Genomic DNA, 20239 nt, shown 5'->3' with positions numbered 1-20239 from the left:
TGCCCGCCGGCGCCGTGCGGGGCACCGGCCGGCATCAGAAGCTCCGGGCGGCCGCGCCGGGCGGCATCTCGCCGCGGTGGTGCGCGGCGGGGACGGGGGTGCGCTGGAGGATGTCGTGGACGACCTGCTCGGCGGTGCGCCGGTTCAGCTGCGCCTGCGCGGTGGGCAGCAGCCGGTGCGCGAGGACGGGTGCGGCCAGCTGCTGGACGTCGTCGGGCAGGACGTAGTCCCGGCCGGACAGGGCCGCGGAGGCCTTGACGGCGCGCAGCAGGTGCAGGGTGGCGCGGGGCGAGGCCCCCAGCCGCAGCTCCGGGTGGCTGCGGGTGGCCGAGACCAGGTCGACCACGTAGCGGCGTACGGGTGCGGCGACGTACACCTCGCGGACGGCTTCGATCAGCTTGACCACGTCGTGGGCGTGCGCGACGGCGGTGAGGTCGTCGAGCGGGGAGGGCCCGCCGTGCACGTCGAGCATCTGGAGCTCGGCCTCGGGGCTGGGGTAGCCGACGGAGACGCGGGCCATGAAGCGGTCGCGCTGGGCCTCGGGGAGGGGGTAGGTGCCCTCCATCTCGACCGGGTTCTGGGTGGCGACGACCATGAACGGGCTGGGCAGGGCGTAGGTGGTGCCGTCGATGGTGACCTGGCGCTCCTCCATCGACTCCAGCAGCGCGGACTGGGTCTTGGGGGAGGCGCGGTTGATCTCGTCGCCGATGACGATCTGCGCGAAGATCGCGCCGGGCTTGAACTCGAACTCGCGGCGCTGCTGGTCGTAGATGCTGACGCCGGTGATGTCCGAGGGCAGCAGGTCCGGCGTGAACTGGATGCGCTGGACCGAGCAGTCGATGGACTTGGCGAGCGTCTTGGCCAGCATGGTCTTGCCGACACCGGGGACGTCCTCGATGAGGAGGTGCCCCTCGGCCAGCAGCACGGTCAGTGCGAGGCGTACGACCTCGGGCTTGCCCTCGATCACGCTTTCGACCGACCGGCGGACCCGCTCGGCCGTGCTGGTCAGATCAGCGAGGCTCGCTCGGTCGTCGTACGTGGTCACCTGGTTCTCCTCGGCCCTTTCTCCGGGCCGACGCCGCTGGCGCATGAACCGGCCCACCCCGAAACACGGACACCGCCCCGGAAGGGTTCCGGGTGACGTCTCCCCGCATTCTTGACGGCGTCCGCCGGGTCTGTCACTCAGGTGGCCGGATCGATCTCGCGCAGGAGACCGGTGTGCACGTCGAAGACGAAGCCTCGCACATCGTCCTTGTGGAGCAGGAACGGGTTCGTCCGGACCCGCTGCATGGACTGGCGGACGTCCTGGTCGACGTCGCGGAAGGCCTCCACGGCCCAGGCGGGGCGCTGGCCGACCTCGTCCTCCAGCTCGTGCCGGAAGTCCTCGGTCAGGCTTTCGAGACCGCAGCCGGTGTGGTGGATGAGTATGACCGAACGGGTGCCGAGGGCCCGCTGGCTGATGGTGAGCGAGCGGATGGTGTCGTCGGTGACGACACCGCCGGCGTTGCGGATGGTGTGGCAGTCGCCGAGCTCCAGGCCCAGGGCCTTGTGCAGGTCGAGGCGGGCATCCATGCAGGCCACGACTGCCACGTGCAGGACGGGGCGGGCGTCCATGCCGGGGTCGGTGAACCGGGCGGCGTAGCGCTGGTTGGCCGCGACCAGCCGGTCGGTGACGGATTCGCCGCCGGAAGCCTGGGGCGCGGGTTGGGCGGGCAGGGATGCGGAAGTCGTCATGGTGACGACGTTAGTGCTCACGGCTCGGAGGGGCATTGAGTGAGGATGGACAAAGAAGGTCAACGAGTCTTGTTGTGAGCTAACCCACAGGGGTGAGGCGGGGGCCGCTGTTCGGGTGATTCACGGCTTTTGGGCTTTGCTCCGGGGAAGGGCGCACCGGACGCGGGGCGGTTCGTTGACCGCGGCGACCGTTGCACTAAAGTGACGCGAACCGGCCGGAGCCCGGCCCTCACCGGCCGCCCGGCCCCCTGGTAACACTCCGCGTGCGCGGCGCGGCGTATGCCTGCCGCGCCGTTATCTGAGAGGGCGCTTTGACTAGCGAGTCCCGACATGTCCCGGTGATGCTCCAGCGGTGCCTGGACCTGTTGGCCCCGGCGCTGGAGAGGCCGGGGGCCGTCGTCGTCGACTGCACCCTCGGCCTCGGCGGCCACAGCGAGGCCCTGCTGACCCGGTTCCCCGAGGCGCGACTGATCGGCCTCGACCGCGACAAGGAGGCCCTGCGGCTCTCCGGGGAGCGGCTCGCGCCCTTCGGCGACCGGGCCACGCTCGTCCACGCGATCTACGCCGACCTCGCCGAGGTGCTCGACAACCTGGGGCTCCCGGCCGTCCAGGGCATCCTCTTCGACCTCGGCGTCTCCTCCATGCAGCTCGACGAGGCCGACCGCGGGTTCGCGTACGCCCAGGACGCGCCGCTGGACATGCGCATGGACCAGACGACCGGCGTCAGCGCCGCCGAGGTCCTCAACACCTACGCCCCCGGCGAGCTGGTGCGGATCCTGCGCCAGTACGGCGAGGAGAAGCAGGCCAAGCGGATCGTGTCCGCGATCGTGCGGGAACGGGAGAAGGAGCCCTTCTCCAACAGCGCGCGCCTCGTGGAGCTGATCCGCGACGCCCTGCCGCAGGCCGCCAAGCGCACCGGCGGCAACCCCGCCAAGCGGACCTTCCAGGCCCTGCGCATCGAGGTCAACGGGGAGCTCTCCGGGCTGGAGCGGGCCATCCCGGCGGCGGTCGACCGGATCGCCGTCGGCGGCCGGATCGCGGTGCTCTCGTACCACTCCCTGGAGGACCGTCTCGTGAAGCAGGTCTTCGCCGCCGGTGCCACCTCCACGGCCCCGCCGGGGCTGCCGGTCGTCCCGGAGAAGTACCAGCCGAAGCTGAAGCTGCTGACGCGCGGCGCGGAGCTGCCGACCGAGGAGGAGATCGCCGAGAACCGGCGGGCCGCCCCGGCCCGGTTCCGGGGCGTCGAGCGCATCCGCGAGGCGCGGCTGTGACCAAGGCCCGCGCGGGCGGCGCCGCCCGGCCGAGGCCGCAGGGCGGCGGTGGCGGGGCGGCGCGGATGCCGTTCGTCCTGCTGGTGGTGGCGCTGCTCGCGGGCGGGTTGATCAGCCTGCTGCTGCTGAACTCGGCGCTGAACGAGGGATCCTTCCAGCTGAGCCGGCTGAAGAAGGAGACCACGGCGCTGACGGACGAGCAGCAGGCGCTCCAGCGGGACGTGGACGCGTACTCGGCGCCGGACGCGCTTCAGCGGCGGGCGCGCGAGCTGGGTCTGGTGCCGGGGGGCAGCCCCGTCTTCCTCGGCCCCGACGGCAAGACGGCGGGCACCCCGTCGGCGGCGGAGGCGCCGGTGGCTCCGCCGGTTCCGCAGGGCCCCGCCCCGTCGGCCCCCGCCCCGTCGGCTCCGGCCCCGTCGGCCCCGGCCCCGGCTCCCAGCGGCACCCCGCAACCCACCCCTACGCCAGGCAGGTGACGTCGTGACGCGGACCCCTGCGGGGCAACTCCCCGCCCCGCCCTTCCACCGTTCCCCGGGCGCTGCCCGGACCCGCGCCTCAATCGCCGGCGGGGCTGGGTGGTCGGGCGCTGCCCGGACCCGCGCCTCAATCGCCGGCGGGGCTGGGTGGTCGGGTGCTGCCCGGGCCCGTGGTCCGGTCGGTCGTGTGTTTCCAGCCCCGCCGGCGTTTGAGGCGCGGGGTCTGGGGCGGAGCCCCAGTGGTCCGGTGCCACCCGCTCCCGTGCCGTGCGGCGGGGCTCGGCTCGGGGACGGCCGGGGCCGTCCCGGCGCCACGCCCGGATCCCGGAGGGCGCGGTGAGCCCCAAGGCGGCGGTGCCGCGGGCCAGGGTCAACGCCCGGCCAGGGCCCCCGCACACCATCCGGCTCGGGAACCCGAAGCCCCGGCTGCGCCTCGTCGGCGTCGGGCTCACCCTCGTCATGCTCGCCTTCGTCGTCCGGCTCCTCCAGGTGCAGGCCGTCGACGCCTCCGCGTACTCCGCCAAGGCCAGCGAGAACCGCTTCGCCAGCCACACCCTGGCCGCCGAGCGCGGGGAGATCACCGACCGCAAGGGCGTGGCCCTGGCCACCAGCGTCGACGCGTACGACATCACCGCCGACCCGAAGATGTTCACCCCGCAGGAGAGCAAGGCCCCCGACGCCCCCCAGCAGGCCGCGGCCCTCCTCGCGCCCATCCTCGGGGCGGACCCCGCCGAGCTCGCCAAGCGCCTCCAGACCAAGAACAGCCGCTACGTGATCCTGGCCCGCCGCCAGACCCCCCAGGTCTGGAACCAGATCAAGGACCTCAAGAAGCTCTTCGCCGACAAGGCCGCCGCCGACAAGAAGAAGAACGGCCCCGGCGCCAACGTCATCGCCGGCGTCTTCAACGAGGTCAGCAGCAAGCGCGTGTACCCGAACGGCGACCTCGCCGCCGGGATACTGGGTTACGTCAACGCCGACGGCAAGGGCGGCGGCGGCCTGGAGTCCGCCCTCGACAAGAAGCTCGCCGGCAAGGACGGCGAACTGACCTACGCCCAGTCCGGCGGCCGCCGCGTCCCCACCGCGGGATCCAGCGAGAAGCCCGCCGTGCCCGGCGACGACATCGAGCTGACCATCGACCGCGACATCCAGTGGGCCGCGCAGAGCGCCATCGCCGAACAGGTCGAGAAGTCCGGCGCCGACCGCGGCTACGTCATCGTCCAGGACACCCGCACCGGCGAGGTGCTGGCCATGGCCAACGCCCCCGGCTTCGACCCCAACGACCTCACCCGGGCCCGCTCCACCGCGATGGGCAACGCCGCGCTCCAGGACGTGTACGAGCCCGGCTCCACGGCCAAGGTGATGTCGATGGCCGCCGTCCTGGAGGAGAAGAAGGCCCGCCCCGACACCCGCGTCGAGGTCCCCAACCGGCTCCACCGCGGCGACCGGCTCTTCAAGGACGACGTCGACCACCCGACCTGGTACCTGACCCTCAACGGGGTCCTCGCCAAGTCCTCCAACATCGGCACCATCCTGGCCACCGGCCAGCTCGGCGCCTCCCAGTCCGAGGCCAACAAGGTCCTCTACTCCTACCTGGACAAGTTCGGCATCGGACGCCCCACCGGCCTGAACTACCCCGGCGAGTCCCGCGGCATCCTCGCCAAGCCCGAGGCCTGGTCCACCTCCCAGCAGTACACGATCCCCTTCGGCCAGGGCCTGTCCCTCAACGCCATGCAGGCCGCCTCCGTGTACTCCACCATCGCCAACGGCGGCGTCCGCATCACCCCGACCCTGGTCCGCGGCACCAAGGGCCCCGACGGCCGCTTCACCCCGGCCCCGGCCCCCGAACAGACCAGGGTGATCAGCGCCGAGACCGCCAAGACCCTCTCCGAGATGCTCGAATCCGTCGTCGACGACCAGGAGGGCACCGGCACCAAGGCGAAGATCCCCGGCTACCGGGTCGGCGGGAAGACCGGCACCTCCAACCGGGTGGATCCGGCCACCGGCCGCTACAAGGGCTATACCGCCTCCTTCGCCGGCTTCGCCCCCGCGGACAACCCCCGCATCACCGTCTACTGCGCCATCCAGAACCCCACCAAGGGCAGCTACTTCGGCGGCCAGATCTGCGGCCCGATCTACAAGACGGTCATGGAGTTCGCCCTCAAGACCCTCCAGGTCGCACCCACCGGAACGGCCCCCGCCGGCCTGCCCGTGACCTACGACGCGGCCCCGCCGCCCGCCGCCCCGAGCAGCGCCCCCACCGGTCCCCAGCCCGGGCCGTGAACCGACCGTCCAGCCACCAGAGCGCGAGGCACGACCAGTGACAACGATCACCCCGGAACCGGGGAACCAGACGGCCGCCGGCGCCGAAGCGGGGGCCTCGCTTCGCGAGCGGCCCGCCGCGCCCGGTACGCTCACCGCCGTGCCCCACGCTGATCAGCCCAGAACCGCCCAGAAAGACGCCCCGGCAGCGCCGCCGGGAGCGCCCCGGCCCGTGTCCGCCCGCCCGACCCCCCTGGGCGAGCTGGCCACCCTGCTGGGTCTGCCCGAGTCCGGCGCCGCTCAGATCACCGGCATCACGCACGACTCCCGTGCGGTACGCCCCGGCGACCTGTACGCGGCCCTGCCCGGCGCCCGGCTGCACGGTGCGGACTTCGCCGCCCAGGCGGCCGCCCTCGGCGCCGCCGCCGTACTGACCGACCCGGAGGGCGCCGAGCGCGCCGCCGCGACCGGCCTGCCGGTCCTGGCCGTCGCCGACCCGCGCGCCCGGATGGGCGAGCTCGCCGCCGAGATCTACGGCCGGCCCGGCGAGGCCCTCCTCCAGCTCGGGATCACCGGCACCTCCGGGAAGACCACCACCGCGTACCTCGTCGAAGGCGGGCTGCGCGCGGCGGGACGCACCACCGGACTCGTCGGCACCGTCGAGATGCGCATCGGCGACGAGCGCATCAAGTCCGAGCGGACCACCCCCGAGGCCACCGACCTCCAGGCCCTGTTCGCCGTCATGCGCGAACGCGGCGTCGAGGCCGTCGCCATGGAGGTCTCCAGCCACGCCCTGGTCCTGGGCCGGGTCGACGGCTGCGTCTTCGACGTCGCCGTCTTCAACAACCTGAGCCCGGAACACATGGAGTTCCACACCGGCATGGAGGACTACTTCCAGGCCAAGGCGCAGCTCTTCACCGAGCGCCGGGCCCGCCTCGGCGTGGTCAACCTCGACGACGAGTACGGCCGCCGCCTCGCCAAGGAGGCGTCGATCCCGGTCGTCACCTTCTCCGCCGCCGGCGACCCGGCCGCCGACTGGCGCGCCGAGGACGTGGTCAGCGGCCACATGGACTCCACCCTGACCCTGGTCGGCCCCGAAGGACAGCGCGTACGGGCCAAGGCCCCGCTGCCCGGCCCCTTCAACGTCGCCAACACCGTCGCCGCGATCGTCACGCTCGCCGCCGCCGGACTCGACCCGCAGACCGCCGCCGACGGCGTCGCCGCGGTCCCCGGCGTCCCCGGCCGCCTGGAGCGCGTCGACGCGGGGCAGCCGTACCTGGCCGTCGTCGACTACGCCCACAAGACGGACGCCGTCGAGTCGGTGCTGCGCGCCCTGCGCGAGGTCACCACCGGCAAGCTGCACATCGTCCTCGGCTGCGGCGGCGACCGCGACACCACCAAGCGCGCCCCGATGGGCGCCGCGGCGGCCCGGTACGCCGACACCGCCGTCCTGACCTCCGACAACCCGCGCTCCGAGGACCCCCTGAAGATCCTCGCCGCGATGTTCGAGGGCGCCGTCTCCGTGCCCGCCGAGGAGCGCGGCACCGTCCTCGTCGACGCCGACCGGGCCGCGGCCATCGCCGCCGCCGTCGCGCGCGCCGAGGCCGGCGACACCGTCCTCGTCGCCGGCAAGGGCCACGAGCAGGGCCAGGACACCGCCGGCGTCGTACGCCCCTTCGACGACCGCGCCGTGCTCCGCGCGGCCATCGAGAACCAGCAGCTCAGCGCCCGACAGGCCGAGGTGGACCAGTGATCGCCCTTACCCTCGCCGAGATCGCCGACATCACCGGCGGGCGGCCCCACGACATACCGGATCCGTCGGTGCGGACCGCCGGACCCGTCGTCATCGACTCCCGCCAGGTGGAGCCCGGCAGCCTCTTCGCCGCCTTCGAGGGCGAGCACGTCGACGGCCACGACTACGCCGGGCGCGCCGTCGCCGCCGGCGCCGTCGCCGTCCTCGCCGCCCGGCCCGTCGGCGTACCGGCGATCGTGGTGCCCGACGTGGAGAAGGCGCTCGGCGCCCTCGCCCGCACGGTCGTCGAACGTCTCGGCACCGACGTGGTCGCCCTGACCGGCTCCGCCGGCAAGACCTCCACCAAGGACCTCATCGCCCAGGTGCTCCAGCACCACGCGCCCACGGTGTGGACGCCCGGCTCCCTCAACAACGAGATCGGCCTGCCGCTCACCGCGCTGAAGGCCACCGCGGAAACCCGCCACCTGGTCCTGGAGATGGGCGCCCGCGGCATCGGCCACATCGCCTACCTGACCGGCCTGACCCCGCCGCGCATCGGCCTCGTCCTGAACGTCGGCACCGCCCACATCGGCGAGTTCGGCGGCCGCGAGGCCATCGCCCAGGCCAAGGGGGAGCTGGTCGAGGCGCTGCCGTCCGAGGCCGAGGGCGGTGTCGCCGTACTCAACGCCGACGACCTGCTCGTGCGCGCCATGTCCGCCCGCACGAAGGCCCGTACGGTCCTCTTCGGCGAGGCCGAGGACGCCGACGTACGCGCCACCGAGGTCCGGATGACGCCCGCGGGACAGCCCTCCTTCACACTCCACACACCGACCGGGTGCAGCGATGTGACCTTGCGGCTGTACGGTGAGCACCACGTGTCGAACGCGCTCGCCGCGGCCGCCGTCGCCCATGTCCTGGGCATGCCGGCCGAGGAGATCGCCACAGCGCTCTCCGGAGCGGGCACGCTGTCCCGGTGGCGGATGGAGGTCACCGAGCGCGAGGACGGCGTGACGATCGTCAACGACGCCTACAACGCGAACCCGGAGTCCATGCGGGCCGCCCTGCGCGCACTCGTCGCGATGGGGGAGGCCGGCAAGGCCGACGGGGGACGTACGTGGGCGGTGCTCGGCCCCATGGCCGAGCTCGGCGACGACTCGCTGGCCGAGCACGACGCGGTGGGGCGGCTTGCCGTCCGGCTCAACGTGAGCAGGCTCGTGGCAGTCGGGGGCAGGGAAGCGTCCTGGCTGCAACTGGGCGCATATAACGAGGGTTCGTGGGGTGAGGAGTCGGTGCTCGTGTCCGACGCGCAGGCGGCCGTCGACCTGTTGCGCAGTGAACTGCGCCCGGGGGACGTCGTGCTGGTGAAGGCTTCCAGGTCGGTCGGTCTGGAGCGGGTGGCGCTGGCGCTGCTCGACGGCGAGGGCGAGGTCGCCGGCCGATGAGGCAGATCCTGTTCGCCGGTGTCATCGGCATGTTCCTGACCGTCATCGGCACGCCGCTGCTGATCAAGTTGCTGGCCCGCAAGGGCTACGGCCAGTTCATCCGCGACGACGGCCCGCGCGGCCACGCGGGGAAGAAGGGCACGCCCACCATGGGCGGTATCTCCTTCATCCTGGCCACGCTCATCGCGTACGCCCTGACCAAGGTCATCACCGGTGAGGAGCCGAGCTTCTCGGGCCTGCTGGTGCTGTTCCTGATGGCGGGCATGGGCCTGGTCGGCTACCTCGACGACTACATCAAGATCGTCAAGCGGCGTTCGCTCGGTCTGCGGGCCAAGGCCAAGATGGCCGGCCAGCTGATCGTCGGCATCGCCTTCGCGGTGCTCGCGCTCCAGTTCAAGGACTCGCGCGGGCTGACCCCGGCCTCGGAGAAGCTCTCCTTCGTCACGGACTTCGGCTGGTCCATCGGGCCCGTGCTGTTCGTGGTCTGGGCCCTGTTCATGATCCTGGCCATGTCCAACGGCGTGAACCTGACCGACGGCCTGGACGGCCTCGCGACGGGCGCCGCCGTGATGGTCTTCGGCGCCTACACGTTCATCGGCGTCTGGCAGTTCCAGGAGTCCTGCGCCAACGCGGTCGACCTCACCAACCCGAACGCCTGCTTCGAGGTGCGCGACCCGCTGGACCTCGCGGTCGTCGCCTCCGCCCTCATGGGCGCCTGCTTCGGCTTCCTGTGGTGGAACACCTCGCCCGCCAAGATCTTCATGGGCGACACCGGTTCGCTCGCGCTGGGCGGCGCCCTCGCGGGTCTGGCCATCTGCTCCCGCACGGAGTTCCTGATGGCCCTCCTCGGCGGCCTCTTCGTGCTCATCACGATGTCGGTCGTCATCCAGGTCGGCTCCTTCAAGCTGACCGGAAAGCGCGTCTTCCGCATGGCCCCGCTCCAGCACCACTTCGAACTCAAGGGCTGGTCCGAAGTCCTCGTCGTGGTCCGCTTCTGGATCATCCAGGGCATGTGCGTGATCGTCGGTCTCGGTCTCTTCTACGCGGGATGGGCAGCAGACAAGTGACCTCCTGGCAGGACAGGAACATCACCGTCGCCGGCCTCGGCGTGAGCGGCATCAGCGCCGCCCGCGCCCTGGCCGGCCTCGGCGCCGTCGTGACCGTGGTCGACGGCGGCGACAGCGAGGGCCACCGGGCCCGGGCCGCGGAGCTGGAGGCGGAGGCCAAGGGCGTCTCCGTACGCCTCGGCGACGCCGAGACCCTCCCCGAGGGCACCGAGCTGGTCGTGACCTCGCCGGGCTGGAAGCCCGACAGCCCGCTCTTCCTGGCTGCCGCCGAGGCGGGCGTGGACGTCGTCGGCGACGTCGAGATCGCCTGGCAGCTGCGCGGCGAGGGCGCGGCCCCGTGGCTCGCCATCACCGGCACCAACGGCAAGACCACCACCACCCAGATGCTGGCGTCGATCCTGAGGGCGGCCGGTCTCAAGACCGCCGCCGTCGGCAACATCGGCACCCCCATCATCGACGTGGTGACCGGCGACGAGCAGTACGACGTGCTCGCCGTCGAGCTCTCCAGCTACCAGCTGCACTGGGCCCCCTCGGTGCGCGCCCACTCCGCGGCCGTGCTCAACCTGGCCCCGGACCACCTCGACTGGCACGGCTCCATGGAGGCGTACGCCGCCGACAAGGGCCGCATCTACGAGGGCAACACCATCGCCTGCGTCTACAACGTCGCCGACCCGGCCACCGAGCGCCTGGTCGAGGAGGCCGACGTCGAGGAGGGCTGCCGGGCCATCGGCTTCACCCTCGGCGCCCCCGGCCCCTCCATGCTCGGCGTGGTCGACGGGATCCTCGTGGACCGGGCGTTCGTGGCGAACCGGCAGAAGAACGCCCAGGAGCTGGCGCACGTCGACGACGTCAACCCGCCCGCCCCGCACAACATCGCCAACGCCCTGGCGGCGGCGGCCCTGGCCCGCGCCTTCGGCGTCGAGCCGCGCGCGGTCCGCGACGGGCTGCGGGACTTCCGTCCCGACGCGCACCGCGTCGCGTTCGTGGACGAGGTCGACGGGGTCCGCTACGTCGACGACTCCAAGGCCACCAACACGCACGCCGCGGAGGCCTCCCTGGCGGCCTTCGAGCCGGTCGTCTGGATCGCCGGGGGCCTCGCCAAGGGCGCGACCTTCGACGAGCTCGTCCAGAAGTCCGCGAAGCGGCTGCGCGGCGTCGTGCTGATGGGCGCCGACCGGGCGCTGATCGCCGAGGCGCTGGCGCGACACGCGCCCGAGGTCCCGGTGACCGACCTGGAACGGACCGACACTGGGGCGATGCTCGCAGCGGTCCGGGAAGCGGCCCGGCTCGCGGAGCCCGGGGACACGGTCCTGCTGGCGCCCGCGTGTGCGTCGATGGACATGTTCGCGAACTACAACAAGCGTGGGGACGCGTTCGCCGACGCGGTGCGCGAACTGGCCTCCGGGAGTGCGGCGGACACGGCCTAGGCCGAGGCGCCGGTACAGGTTCCCTCCGGCCGGCCGCTCGCCTCGTACGAGTGGAGGGGAAGAACACAGATGCCGGCCAAGCAGATGCTGCCGGGGCGGCGGCCCGCCGCCGTCAAGGCGCAGGGCCGCAAACGCCCGGGGGGCGGTGCCAAAAGGCCCGCCGGGCGCGGGCCGCTGTCCGGGCTGCGGCGTACGCAGCGGCAGTTGAGCAAGGCCTGGGACCGCCCGCTCACGGCGTATTACCTGATCTTCGGCAGCTCGTTGCTCATCACCGTGCTCGGGCTGGTGATGGTCTACTCGGCCTCCATGATCAAGGCGCTCCAGCTGGGCCTGGGCGACGCCTACTTCTTCAAGAAGCAATTCCTGGCCGCCCTCATCGGCGGCGTCCTGCTCTTCGCCGCCTCCCGGATGCCGGTCAAGCTGCACCGGGCGCTGTCCTACCCGGTGCTCGCCGGCACCCTGTTCCTGATGGTCCTGGTCCAGGTCCCCGGGATAGGGGTCTCGATCAACGGCAACCAGAACTGGATCTCCCTGGGCGGCCCGTTCATGCTCCAGCCCAGCGAGTTCGGCAAGCTCGCGCTGATCCTGTGGGGCGCCGACCTGCTGGCCCGCAAGGGCGACAAGGGGCTGCTGACCCAGTGGAAGCACCTGCTGGTGCCGCTGGTCCCGGTGGCCTTCCTGCTGCTCGGGCTGATCATGCTCGGCGGGGACATGGGCACCGCGATGATCCTCGGGGCCGTCCTCTTCGGCCTCCTGTGGCTGGCCGGGGCGCCGACGCGGCTGTTCGTGGGCGTGCTCGCCTTCGCGGGTGTGATCGTCGCACTGCTCATCAAGACCAGCCCGCACCGCATGGACCGGCTCGCCTGCCTGGGGGCGACGGATCCGGGCAAGAACGACCTCTGCTGGCAAGCCGTACACGGGATCTACGCCCTCGCGTCCGGCGGATGGTTCGGTTCCGGTCTCGGGGCGAGTGTGGAAAAATGGGGTCAACTGCCCGAAGCCCACACCGACTTCATCTTTGCCATCACCGGTGAGGAACTGGGCCTGGCAGGGACGCTGTCGGTCCTCGCCCTGTTCGCGGCTCTAGGCTATGCGGGTATCCGCGTGGCCGGACGCACGGAGGACTCCTTCGTACGGTATGCCGCGGGAGGCGTGACCACCTGGATCACGGCCCAGGCCGTGATCAACATCGGTGCGGTGCTCGGCCTGCTGCCGATCGCCGGTGTCCCCCTCCCGCTGTTCTCCTACGGAGGGTCGGCCCTGCTGCCGACCATGTTCGCGGTCGGACTGCTCATCGCGTTCGCGCGGGAGGAACCGGCGGCGCGGGCGGCGCTCGCGATGCGACAGCCGAGAGCCGGCTGGAAGCGGAGCGGGCCGATATGGAAGTCGATGAGACGGCGCGTCAAGAGGCGTCCGTCCGGAGAGCGGTGAATTTCGGTGCATGTCGTACTCGCCGGCGGGGGGACCGCCGGCCACATCGAGCCAGCGCTGGCCCTCGCGGACGCACTGCGCAGGCAGGACCCGACCGTGGGCATCACCGCCCTCGGCACGGAACGGGGCCTGGAGACCCGCCTGGTACCGGAGCGCGGCTACGAGCTGGGCCTCATCCCCGCCGTGCCGCTGCCCCGCAAGCCCACCCCGGAGCTGATCACCGTCCCCGGGCGGCTGCGCGGCACCATCAAGGCCGCCGAGGAGATCCTCGTACGCACCAAGGCCGACGTGGTCGTCGGCTTCGGCGGCTACGTGGCCCTGCCCGGCTACCTCGCCGCCAAGCGCCTCGGGGTCCCGATCATCGTCCACGAGGCCAACGCCCGCCCCGGACTGGCCAACAAGATCGGCTCCCGCTACGCGCACGCCGTCGCGGTCTCCACCCCCGACAGCAAACTGCGCGGCGCCCGCTACGTGGGCATCCCGCTGCGCCGCTCCATCTCCACCCTCGACCGGGCCGCCGTCCGCCCCGAGGCCCGCGCCGCCTTCGGCCTGGACCCCAACCTGCCGACGCTGCTGGTCTCCGGAGGCTCCCAGGGCGCCCGCCGCCTCAACGAGGTGATCCAGCAGGCCGCGCCTACCCTCCAGCGCTCCGGGATCCAGATCCTGCACGCCGTCGGCCCGAAGAACGAACTGCCGCGTGTCGACAACATGCCCGGGATGCCGCCGTATGTGCCGGTACCGTACGTGGACCGGATGGACCTCGCGTACGCCGCCGCCGACATGATGCTGTGCCGCGCGGGTGCGATGACCGTTGCCGAACTCTCCGCCGTCGGACTGCCGGCCGCCTACGTACCGCTGCCCATCGGCAACGGCGAACAGCGGCTCAACGCCCAGCCGGTGGTCAAGGCCGGCGGCGGACTGCTCGTGGACGACGCGGAGCTGACGCCTGACTGGGTGCTCGGCCAGGTCCTCCCGGTGCTGTCCGATCCGCACCGCCTGTACGAGATGTCCCGCGCCGCCGCCGAGTTCGGCCGCCGGGACGCCGACGACCTGCTCGTCGGCCTCGTGTACGAGGCGATTGCGGCTGCACGCAGGTAATCGCTGATCCAGGAGGCACAGGAGTGGCCGGAGCGACGACGGCACAGCGCGGCCCTTCCGGCCGGGGAGGCAAGGGCGGCAAGTTTGCGGACGCCGCCAAAGGCCCCAAAGCCCCCAAGCGGCCCAAGTCGCCGAAGCCGCCCGGGGGATCCGGCCCGCGCAGGCCCGGTCGCGCACTGCCGCGCCGGGTCCGCGTGCTGGCCACCCTCGCCGCCGCCGTGCTCCTGGCCGCGGGCGTCACCTGGGCGCTCTACGGCTCCTCCTGGCTCCGCGTCGAGAAGGTCACGGCCGCCGGCACCGAGGTGCTCACTCCTGGGCAGGTCCTCGAAGCCGCGGCCGTGCCCGTCGGCGCACCCCTGGTGGGCGTCGACACCGACGAGATCGCGGCCCGGGTGCGCGGCCGGCTGCCCCGGGTCGATTCGGTCGACGTGGTGCGGTCCTGGCCGCACGGGATCGCCCTGAAGGTAACGGAACGCAAACCGGTCCTGCTCATCAAGAAGGACGGACAGTTCGTCGAAGTGGACTCTTCCGGTGTGCGATTCGACACGGTTCGGCAGGCACCCGCGCACGTTCCGGTCCTCGAACTGGCGGCGGAGGGCTCCCCGAGCGCCCGCCGCTTCGACGGCGAGCGGCTGCTGCGCGAGGCCGTCGGCATCGCCGGAGGCCTCCCCGAGGCCGTTTCCAGGGAGACGCTGCAGGTCACGGTCCGGTCGTACGATTCGGTCGTACTGCAACTCACCAGGGGCCGAACGGTCGTCTGGGGGAGCGGCGAACTGGGTGAGGCCAAAGGCCGTGCGCTGACGGCCCTGCTGAAGGCCTCGCCCAAGGCCGACCACTTCGACGTGAGCGTCCCCACGGCACCTGCGGTGTCCGGGAGTTGACGTCAGGTCGAACACCGACGCACCCTGGTTGGCCACCGATACGGGTGATCACATAGGGTGAAAAGAAAAACGGGAGGTTCGGCGTGTTCGTTGAACACGCGCTACTTGTCGACTTAGTGTCCTGTTCGGAAGAGTCCAAGGAACAGACACACCCCTAACCCTAAACTTAAGGGTGAGGGTTCGGGTCGGCGTGTACGGACCGTCCCACATTTCGGCATCAGTCGTCGCTACGCAGGCCCGCGAGGCGGCGACACGTAACTCGAGGCGAGAGGCCTTCGACGTGGCAGCACCGCAGAACTACCTCGCAGTCATCAAGGTCATCGGTGTCGGCGGCGGTGGTGTCAATGCCATCAACCGAATGATCGAGGTCGGTCTCAAGGGCGTCGAGTTCATCGCCATCAACACCGACGCCCAGGCGCTGTTGATGAGCGACGCCGACGTCAAGCTCGACGTCGGCCGTGAACTCACCCGGGGCCTCGGCGCCGGAGCCAACCCGGCCGTCGGCCGCAAGGCGGCAGAGGACCACCGCGAGGAGATCGAGGAGGTCCTCAAGGGGGCCGACATGGTCTTCGTCACCGCCGGCGAGGGCGGCGGCACCGGCACCGGCGGCGCACCCGTCGTCGCCAACATCGCGCGCTCCCTCGGCGCCCTGACGATCGGTGTGGTCACCCGCCCGTTCACCTTCGAGGGCCGGCGCCGCGCGAACCAGGCGGAGGACGGCATCGCCGAGCTCCGCGAAGAGGTCGACACCCTCATCGTCATCCCCAACGACCGGCTGCTGTCCATCTCGGACCGCCAGGTCAGCGTGCTCGACGCCTTCAAGTCGGCCGACCAGGTCCTGCTCTCCGGCGTCCAGGGCATCACCGACCTCATCACCACCCCCGGCCTGATCAACCTCGACTTCGCCGACGTCAAGTCCGTGATGTCCGAGGCCGGCTCGGCCCTGATGGGCATCGGCTCGGCCCGCGGCGACGACCGCGCGGTGGCCGCCGCCGAGATGGCCATCTCCTCGCCGCTGCTGGAGGCGTCCATCGACGGTGCCCGCGGCGTGCTGCTCTCCATCTCCGGCGGCTCGGACCTCGGTCTCTTCGAGATCAACGAGGCCGCGCAGCTGGTCAGCGAGGCCGCGCACCCCGAGGCGAACATCATCTTCGGCGCCGTCATCGACGACGCGCTCGGCGACGAGGTCCGCGTCACCGTCATCGCGGCCGGCTTCGACGGCGGACAGCCCCCGGCCCGACGGGACAACGTCATCGGCGCCGCGTCCACCAAGCGCGAGGAGCCGGCCCCCGCGCCGGTCCGCGCACCCGAGCCGGTCCGTCCGGCCTTCGGCGGACTCGGCACGGTCACCCCCCGCGAGGAGCCCCCGGCGCCGGTCGAGATCCCGGTCGAGACCGCGCCCGCCCCGCCGCAGGTCCCGACGGCCCGGCCCTACCAGGACAGCCCGGCCGAAGAGCTGGATGTACCGGACTTCTTGAAGTGACACTGGGGCAGCACAGCGAGAACGGCGCCCACTTCGCCTTCACCGACCGGTGGGGCGGGGTGAGCGCCGTTCCGTACGAGGAGCTCAATCTCGGCGGCGCGGTCGGAGACGACCCGGCCGCCGTTCGCGCGAACCGGACGATCGCGGCCGAGGGCCTGGGCATCGACCCGGACCTGGTGGTCTGGATGAACCAGGTGCACGGCCGGGACGTGGCGGTGGTCGACGGCCCCTGTTGCCGCCGGCGCCGCCATCCCCTCCGTGGACGCGGTGGTGACCGCGCGTCGGGGGCTCGCCCTCGCGGTGCTCACCGCCGACTGCACGCCGGTCCTGCTGGCCGACCCCGTCGCCGGGGTCGCGGGCGCCGCCCACGCCGGGCGGCCCGGGCTGGTCGCGGGGGTGGTGCCCGCCGCCGTCGAGGCGATGACCGCCCTCGGCGCCGACCCCGCGCGCATCGTCGCCCGTACCGGACCGGCCGTCTGCGGCCGCTGCTACGAGGTCCCGGCCGAGATGCGGGAGGCGGTCGCCGAGGTGGTGCCGGCCGCGTGGGCCGAGACCAGCTGGGGGACACCGGCCGTCGACGTGGTCGCCGGGGTGCACGCGCAGCTGGCGGAGGCGGGGGTGGCGCACGCGCACCGCTCCCCGGTCTGCACACTGGAGTCGCGGGACCACTTCTCGTACCGCCGCGACCGGGTGACCGGGCGGCTTGCCGGATATGTCTGGTTGGACTGACGAATGACGGATCGTAAGGCCGAGCTCGCGGAGAACCTCGCGCGGGTGGAGGAGCGCATCGCGTCCGCCTGCGCGGCGGCCGGGCGCGAGCGGGAGGAGGTGACCCTCATCGTCGTCACCAAGACCTACCCGGCGAGCGACGTACGACTGCTGGCGGACCTGGGCGTCCGTCATGTAGCGGAAAACCGGGACCAGGACGCCGCCCCCAAGGCGGCCGCCTGTTCGGATCTGCCGCTGAGCTGGCACTTCGTGGGCCAGTTGCAGACGAACAAAGTCCGTTCCGTGGCGGGATACGCGCAGGTCGTGCAGTCGGTCGACCGGCCGAAGCTCGTCACCGCGCTGTCGGCGGCCGCGGAGGCGCAGGGGCGCGAGCTCGGCTGCCTCGTGCAGATCGCGCTCGACGCCGAGTCGGGCGAGCGCGGGGCCCGAGGCGGCGCGGCGCCGGACCTGATGGCGGAGTTGGCGGACCTCGTCGCGGCCGCGCCGGGTCTGCGGATCGACGGCCTCATGACCGTCGCCCCCCTGGCGGGTCCCTACGCGGGGCGCGAACAGGCCGCCTTCGAGCGGATGATGGAATTGTCATCCAGCCTGCGCGAGGCCCATCCGGCTGCCACGATGGTGTCGGCCGGGATGAGCGCCGACCTGGAGCAGGCCGTGCTGGCGGGTGCGACACATGTACGCGTCGGCACTGCGGTACTCGGCGCGAGACCCCGGCTCGGGTAACGTCGCGAAGAAAGTCGGACCACAGCAGAAAATATGGTCATTCCCGCAGATGAGCGGACAGACCACGTGGATCGCGGGCAGTTGGTGACTTTGGTGACACAGCTACTTTGCTGACGGACACTCGACACCTGCGACAGGGCGATCCACCACAGAGCGGAGGACTCGGAGAATGGCCGGCGCGATGCGCAAGATGGCGGTCTACCTCGGCCTCGTGGAGGACGACCGGTACGACAACCCGGGGTACGACCCCGATGACGAGTTCGAGCCCGAACCGGAACCGGAACGGGCCCGAGACCGGGATCGTAGACAGCAGCCGGTGCACCAAACGCCCGTAACGGACGAACCGGTACGAGCTGTACAGCCGCCGGCTCCGCGCGAACCCCTCCCAATTCCGTCAGAAAACGGACGTCCCGCGCGAATTGCCCCCGTGGCATCCATCACACCTGACCGCACCAACCTGGAGAAGAACGCCCCCGTGATCATGCCCAAGGTCGTCTCCGAGCGGGAGCCGTACCGCATCACGACACTGCACCCCCGGACCTACAACGAGGCCCGTACCATCGGGGAACACTTCCGTGAGGGCACCCCGGTGATCATGAATCTGACGGAGATGGACGACACGGACGCGAAGCGTCTCGTGGACTTCGCCGCCGGTCTCGTCTTCGGTCTGCACGGCAGTATTGAACGCGTGACACAGAAGGTGTTCCTGCTGTCTCCTGCTAACGTCGATGTCACGGCGGAGGACAAGGCCCGCATCGCGGAGGGCGGGTTCTTCAACCAAAGCTAGACCGATCCGTCAGAAACGGGACCGGGAACAGAGCGGAAGCAGGGGAGAGGGAAGCACGGGATGGGCGTCGCACTGCAGGTGGTCTACATCGCGCTGATGTGCTTCCTCATCGTGTTGATCTTCCGACTGGTCATGGACTACGTGTTCCAGTTCGCACGTTCATGGGCACCCGGCAAGGCGATGGTGGTCGTTCTGGAGGCCACCTACACTGTCACCGATCCACCGCTCAAGCTTCTTCGGCGCTTCATCCCGCCGTTGCGTCTCGGGGGCGTGGCACTCGACCTGTCCTTCTTCGTTCTGATGATCATCGTTTACATCCTCATCAGCTTCGTGAGCACCGCTGCGAGAAGCGTGTGAACGATGAGCTCCCCCGCGGGCGCGGGGACAGTCCCGATACGGTCCTGCCGACTGCCGACGACTACGTAGAGGTGAAGAAGACATGCCGCTGACTCCCGAGGACGTGCGGAACAAGCAGTTCACGACCGTCCGCCTGCGAGAAGGCTATGACGAGGACGAGGTCGACGCCTTCCTCGACGAGGTCGAGTCCGAGCTGACCCGTCTGCTGCGCGAGAACGAGGACCTGCGCGCCAAGCTGGCCGCCGCCACGCGCGCCGCCGCGCAGAACCAGCAGCAGCAGCAGAACATGCGCAAGCCGGAACCCCAGGACCAGCGCCCGGGCGCCCCCGTGCCGGCGGCCATATCCGGCCCGCCGCAGCAGCAGCAGCCGCAGATGGGCCCGCCGCAGCTCCCGGGCGGCCAGCCGCAGCTGCCGCCCGGTCCCGGTGGACACGGACCGCAGGGTCCGGGCCCGATGGGCGGCCCCATGCAGCAGCAGTCCATGGGCGGCCAGCACCCGATGGCGCCGCAGCAGCAGATGGGCCAGCAGCCCATGCCGCAGCAGATGCAGCAGCAGTCCATGGGCGGCCAGAACCAGCTCGGCCAGCCGATGCAGCCGATGGGGCAGCAGATGCAGCCCATGGGCCAGCAGATGCAGCCCATGCAGCAGATGCAGCAGCCGCAGCTCCCGCAGCAGGGCCCCGGTGGCGACAGCGCCGCCCGCGTCCTGTCGCTCGCGCAGCAGACCGCCGACCAGGCGATCGCGGAGGCCCGCTCCGAGGCCAACAAGATCGTCGGCGAGGCGCGCAGCCGCGCCGAGGGCCTGGAGCGGGACGCCCGCGCCAAGGCCGACGCGCTGGAGCGGGACGCCCAGGAGAAGCACCGCGTCGCGATGGGCTCCCTGGAGTCCGCCCGCGCCACGCTGGAGCGCAAGGTCGAGGACCTGCGGGGCTTCGAGCGCGAGTACCGTACGCGTCTGAAGTCCTACCTGGAGTCGCAGCTGCGCCAGCTGGAGACCCAGGCCGACGACTCCCTCGCGCCGCCGCGCACCCCGGCCGGCCCGGCCCTGCCGCCGTCGCCGTCCCCGTCGATGGCTCCGGCCGGCGCCATGGGCATGGGTGGCCCGTCCCCGATGGGCGGCCCGTCGCCGATGGGCGGCCCCTCCCCGATGGCCGGCGGCCCGTCCTACGGCGGCCAGCAGCAGATGTCCCCGGCGATGACGCAGCCGATGGCTCCGGTGCGGCCGGCTGCGCCGCAGCCGATGCAGGCGCCGTCTCCCATGCGGGGCTTCCTGATCGACGAGGACGACAACTGACGTAGCCGTCGGCAGTCACCACGGGCCGGGCGCGGTTCCCCTGAGGGG

17 protein-coding genes and 1 pseudogene are annotated in these 20239 nt (G+C 71.6%); 16 read left to right on the top strand and 2 right to left on the bottom strand.

The genetic code is table 11. The features are described from left to right. Positions 1-34: 34 nt before the first annotated feature. Positions 35-1045, bottom strand: coding sequence for a MoxR family ATPase (locus SSNG_RS09585; protein WP_007263619.1), 1011 nt, complete (start codon positions 1043-1045; stop codon positions 35-37). Positions 1046-1182: 137 nt separating this feature from the next. Beyond that, the gene (locus SSNG_RS09580) at positions 1183-1734 is read right to left on the bottom strand and encodes a carbonic anhydrase (RefSeq protein ID WP_042800798.1); all 552 of its coding nucleotides are present in this window, start codon (positions 1732-1734) and stop codon (positions 1183-1185) included. Between the two features lie 311 nt (positions 1735-2045). Between SSNG_RS09580 and rsmH the strand changes: the two genes are divergently transcribed. The 16 genes and pseudogenes from rsmH (at position 2046) to SSNG_RS09500 (ending at position 20191) form a co-directional block, all read left to right on the top strand. Beyond that, positions 2046-3005 (top strand): 16S rRNA (cytosine(1402)-N(4))-methyltransferase RsmH, encoded by a 960-nt coding sequence (gene rsmH / locus SSNG_RS09575; RefSeq protein WP_007263617.1) that lies wholly within the window; start codon positions 2046-2048, stop codon positions 3003-3005. Continuing rightward, a complete protein-coding gene (locus SSNG_RS09570) occupies positions 3002-3481 on the top strand; it encodes a hypothetical protein (RefSeq protein WP_007263616.1) in 480 nt (159 codons plus the stop codon). Before rsmH ends, SSNG_RS09570 begins: the two co-directional genes overlap by 4 nt. A 354-nt stretch (positions 3482-3835) precedes the next feature. Further along, positions 3836-5761, top strand: a complete 1926-nt coding sequence (locus tag SSNG_RS09565) for a penicillin-binding protein 2 (protein WP_241695213.1) — start codon at positions 3836-3838, stop codon at positions 5759-5761. 37 nt (positions 5762-5798) lie between these two features. Next, positions 5799-7493, top strand: a complete 1695-nt coding sequence (locus SSNG_RS09560; RefSeq protein WP_007263614.1) for a UDP-N-acetylmuramoyl-L-alanyl-D-glutamate--2,6-diaminopimelate ligase — start codon at positions 5799-5801, stop codon at positions 7491-7493. Further along, positions 7490-8914, top strand: coding sequence for a UDP-N-acetylmuramoyl-tripeptide--D-alanyl-D-alanine ligase (murF, locus tag SSNG_RS09555; protein WP_007263613.1), 1425 nt, complete (start codon positions 7490-7492; stop codon positions 8912-8914). Before SSNG_RS09560 ends, murF begins: the two co-directional genes overlap by 4 nt. Then, entirely contained in the window at positions 8911-9981 is a 1071-nt protein-coding gene (mraY, locus tag SSNG_RS09550) for a phospho-N-acetylmuramoyl-pentapeptide-transferase (protein ID WP_007263612.1), read from the top strand. Before murF ends, mraY begins: the two co-directional genes overlap by 4 nt. Then, on the top strand, positions 9963-11408 hold the full coding sequence (murD, locus tag SSNG_RS09545; protein WP_042800796.1) for a UDP-N-acetylmuramoyl-L-alanine--D-glutamate ligase: 1446 nt from the start codon (positions 9963-9965) through the stop codon (positions 11406-11408). Before mraY ends, murD begins: the two co-directional genes overlap by 19 nt. 69 nt (positions 11409-11477) lie before the next feature. Continuing rightward, a complete protein-coding gene (ftsW, locus tag SSNG_RS09540; RefSeq protein WP_007263610.1) occupies positions 11478-12839 on the top strand; it encodes a putative lipid II flippase FtsW in 1362 nt (453 codons plus the stop codon). A gap of 6 nt (positions 12840-12845) precedes the next feature. Beyond that, positions 12846-13937, top strand: a complete 1092-nt coding sequence (gene murG, locus SSNG_RS09535; RefSeq protein ID WP_007263609.1) for an undecaprenyldiphospho-muramoylpentapeptide beta-N-acetylglucosaminyltransferase — start codon at positions 12846-12848, stop codon at positions 13935-13937. Between the two features lie 176 nt (positions 13938-14113). After that, complete coding sequence (locus SSNG_RS09530) at positions 14114-14818, top strand: FtsQ-type POTRA domain-containing protein (protein ID WP_007263608.1); 705 nt, start codon at positions 14114-14116, stop codon at positions 14816-14818. A 280-nt stretch (positions 14819-15098) separates the two neighbouring features. Continuing rightward, positions 15099-16301, top strand: a complete 1203-nt coding sequence (ftsZ, locus tag SSNG_RS09525) for a cell division protein FtsZ (RefSeq protein ID WP_007263607.1) — start codon at positions 15099-15101, stop codon at positions 16299-16301. 59 nt (positions 16302-16360) lie between these two features. Continuing rightward, positions 16361-17030: pseudogene (gene pgeF, locus SSNG_RS09520) on the top strand (peptidoglycan editing factor PgeF). A 3-nt stretch (positions 17031-17033) separates the two neighbouring features. Then, the gene (locus SSNG_RS09515; RefSeq protein ID WP_007263605.1) at positions 17034-17753 is read left to right on the top strand and encodes a YggS family pyridoxal phosphate-dependent enzyme; all 720 of its coding nucleotides are present in this window, start codon (positions 17034-17036) and stop codon (positions 17751-17753) included. Positions 17754-17922: 169 nt separating this feature from the next. Further along, positions 17923-18540: a cell division protein SepF gene (gene sepF, locus SSNG_RS09510; RefSeq protein ID WP_007263604.1), complete on the top strand. Its 618-nt coding sequence runs from the start codon at positions 17923-17925 to the stop codon at positions 18538-18540. A 60-nt stretch (positions 18541-18600) separates the two neighbouring features. Then, positions 18601-18897 carry a YggT family protein gene (locus tag SSNG_RS09505; RefSeq protein WP_007263603.1) on the top strand — a complete coding sequence of 99 codons (297 nt, stop codon included), beginning with the start codon at positions 18601-18603 and terminating at the stop codon, positions 18895-18897. A gap of 82 nt (positions 18898-18979) precedes the next feature. Then, positions 18980-20191, top strand: a complete 1212-nt coding sequence (locus tag SSNG_RS09500) for a DivIVA domain-containing protein (protein ID WP_007263602.1) — start codon at positions 18980-18982, stop codon at positions 20189-20191. The last annotated feature ends 48 nt before the right edge of the window (positions 20192-20239 follow it).

This window comes from Streptomyces sp. C, assembly GCF_000158895.1.
Taxonomy (GTDB): domain Bacteria; phylum Actinomycetota; class Actinomycetes; order Streptomycetales; family Streptomycetaceae; genus Streptomyces; species Streptomyces racemochromogenes.
This window is presented reverse-complemented; position numbering and strand designations above follow the sequence as displayed.

Bases quoted from the DNA above. Each gene is read 5' to 3' on its own strand.
- murD (WP_042800796.1), top strand. From the start codon at position 9,963: ATGGGCAGCAGACAAGTGACCTCCTGGCAGGACAGGAACATCACCGTC.
- sepF (WP_007263604.1), top strand. From the start codon at position 17,923: ATGGCCGGCGCGATGCGCAAGATGGCGGTCTACCTCGGCCTCGTGGAG.
- SSNG_RS09580 (WP_042800798.1), bottom strand. From the start codon at position 1,734: ATGACGACTTCCGCATCCCTGCCCGCCCAACCCGCGCCCCAGGCTTCC.
- SSNG_RS09515 (WP_007263605.1), top strand. From the start codon at position 17,034: ATGACGGATCGTAAGGCCGAGCTCGCGGAGAACCTCGCGCGGGTGGAG.
- ftsW (WP_007263610.1), top strand. From the start codon at position 11,478: ATGCCGGCCAAGCAGATGCTGCCGGGGCGGCGGCCCGCCGCCGTCAAG.
- mraY (WP_007263612.1), top strand. From the start codon at position 8,911: ATGAGGCAGATCCTGTTCGCCGGTGTCATCGGCATGTTCCTGACCGTC.
- SSNG_RS09505 (WP_007263603.1), top strand. From the start codon at position 18,601: ATGGGCGTCGCACTGCAGGTGGTCTACATCGCGCTGATGTGCTTCCTC.
- SSNG_RS09500 (WP_007263602.1), top strand. From the start codon at position 18,980: ATGCCGCTGACTCCCGAGGACGTGCGGAACAAGCAGTTCACGACCGTC.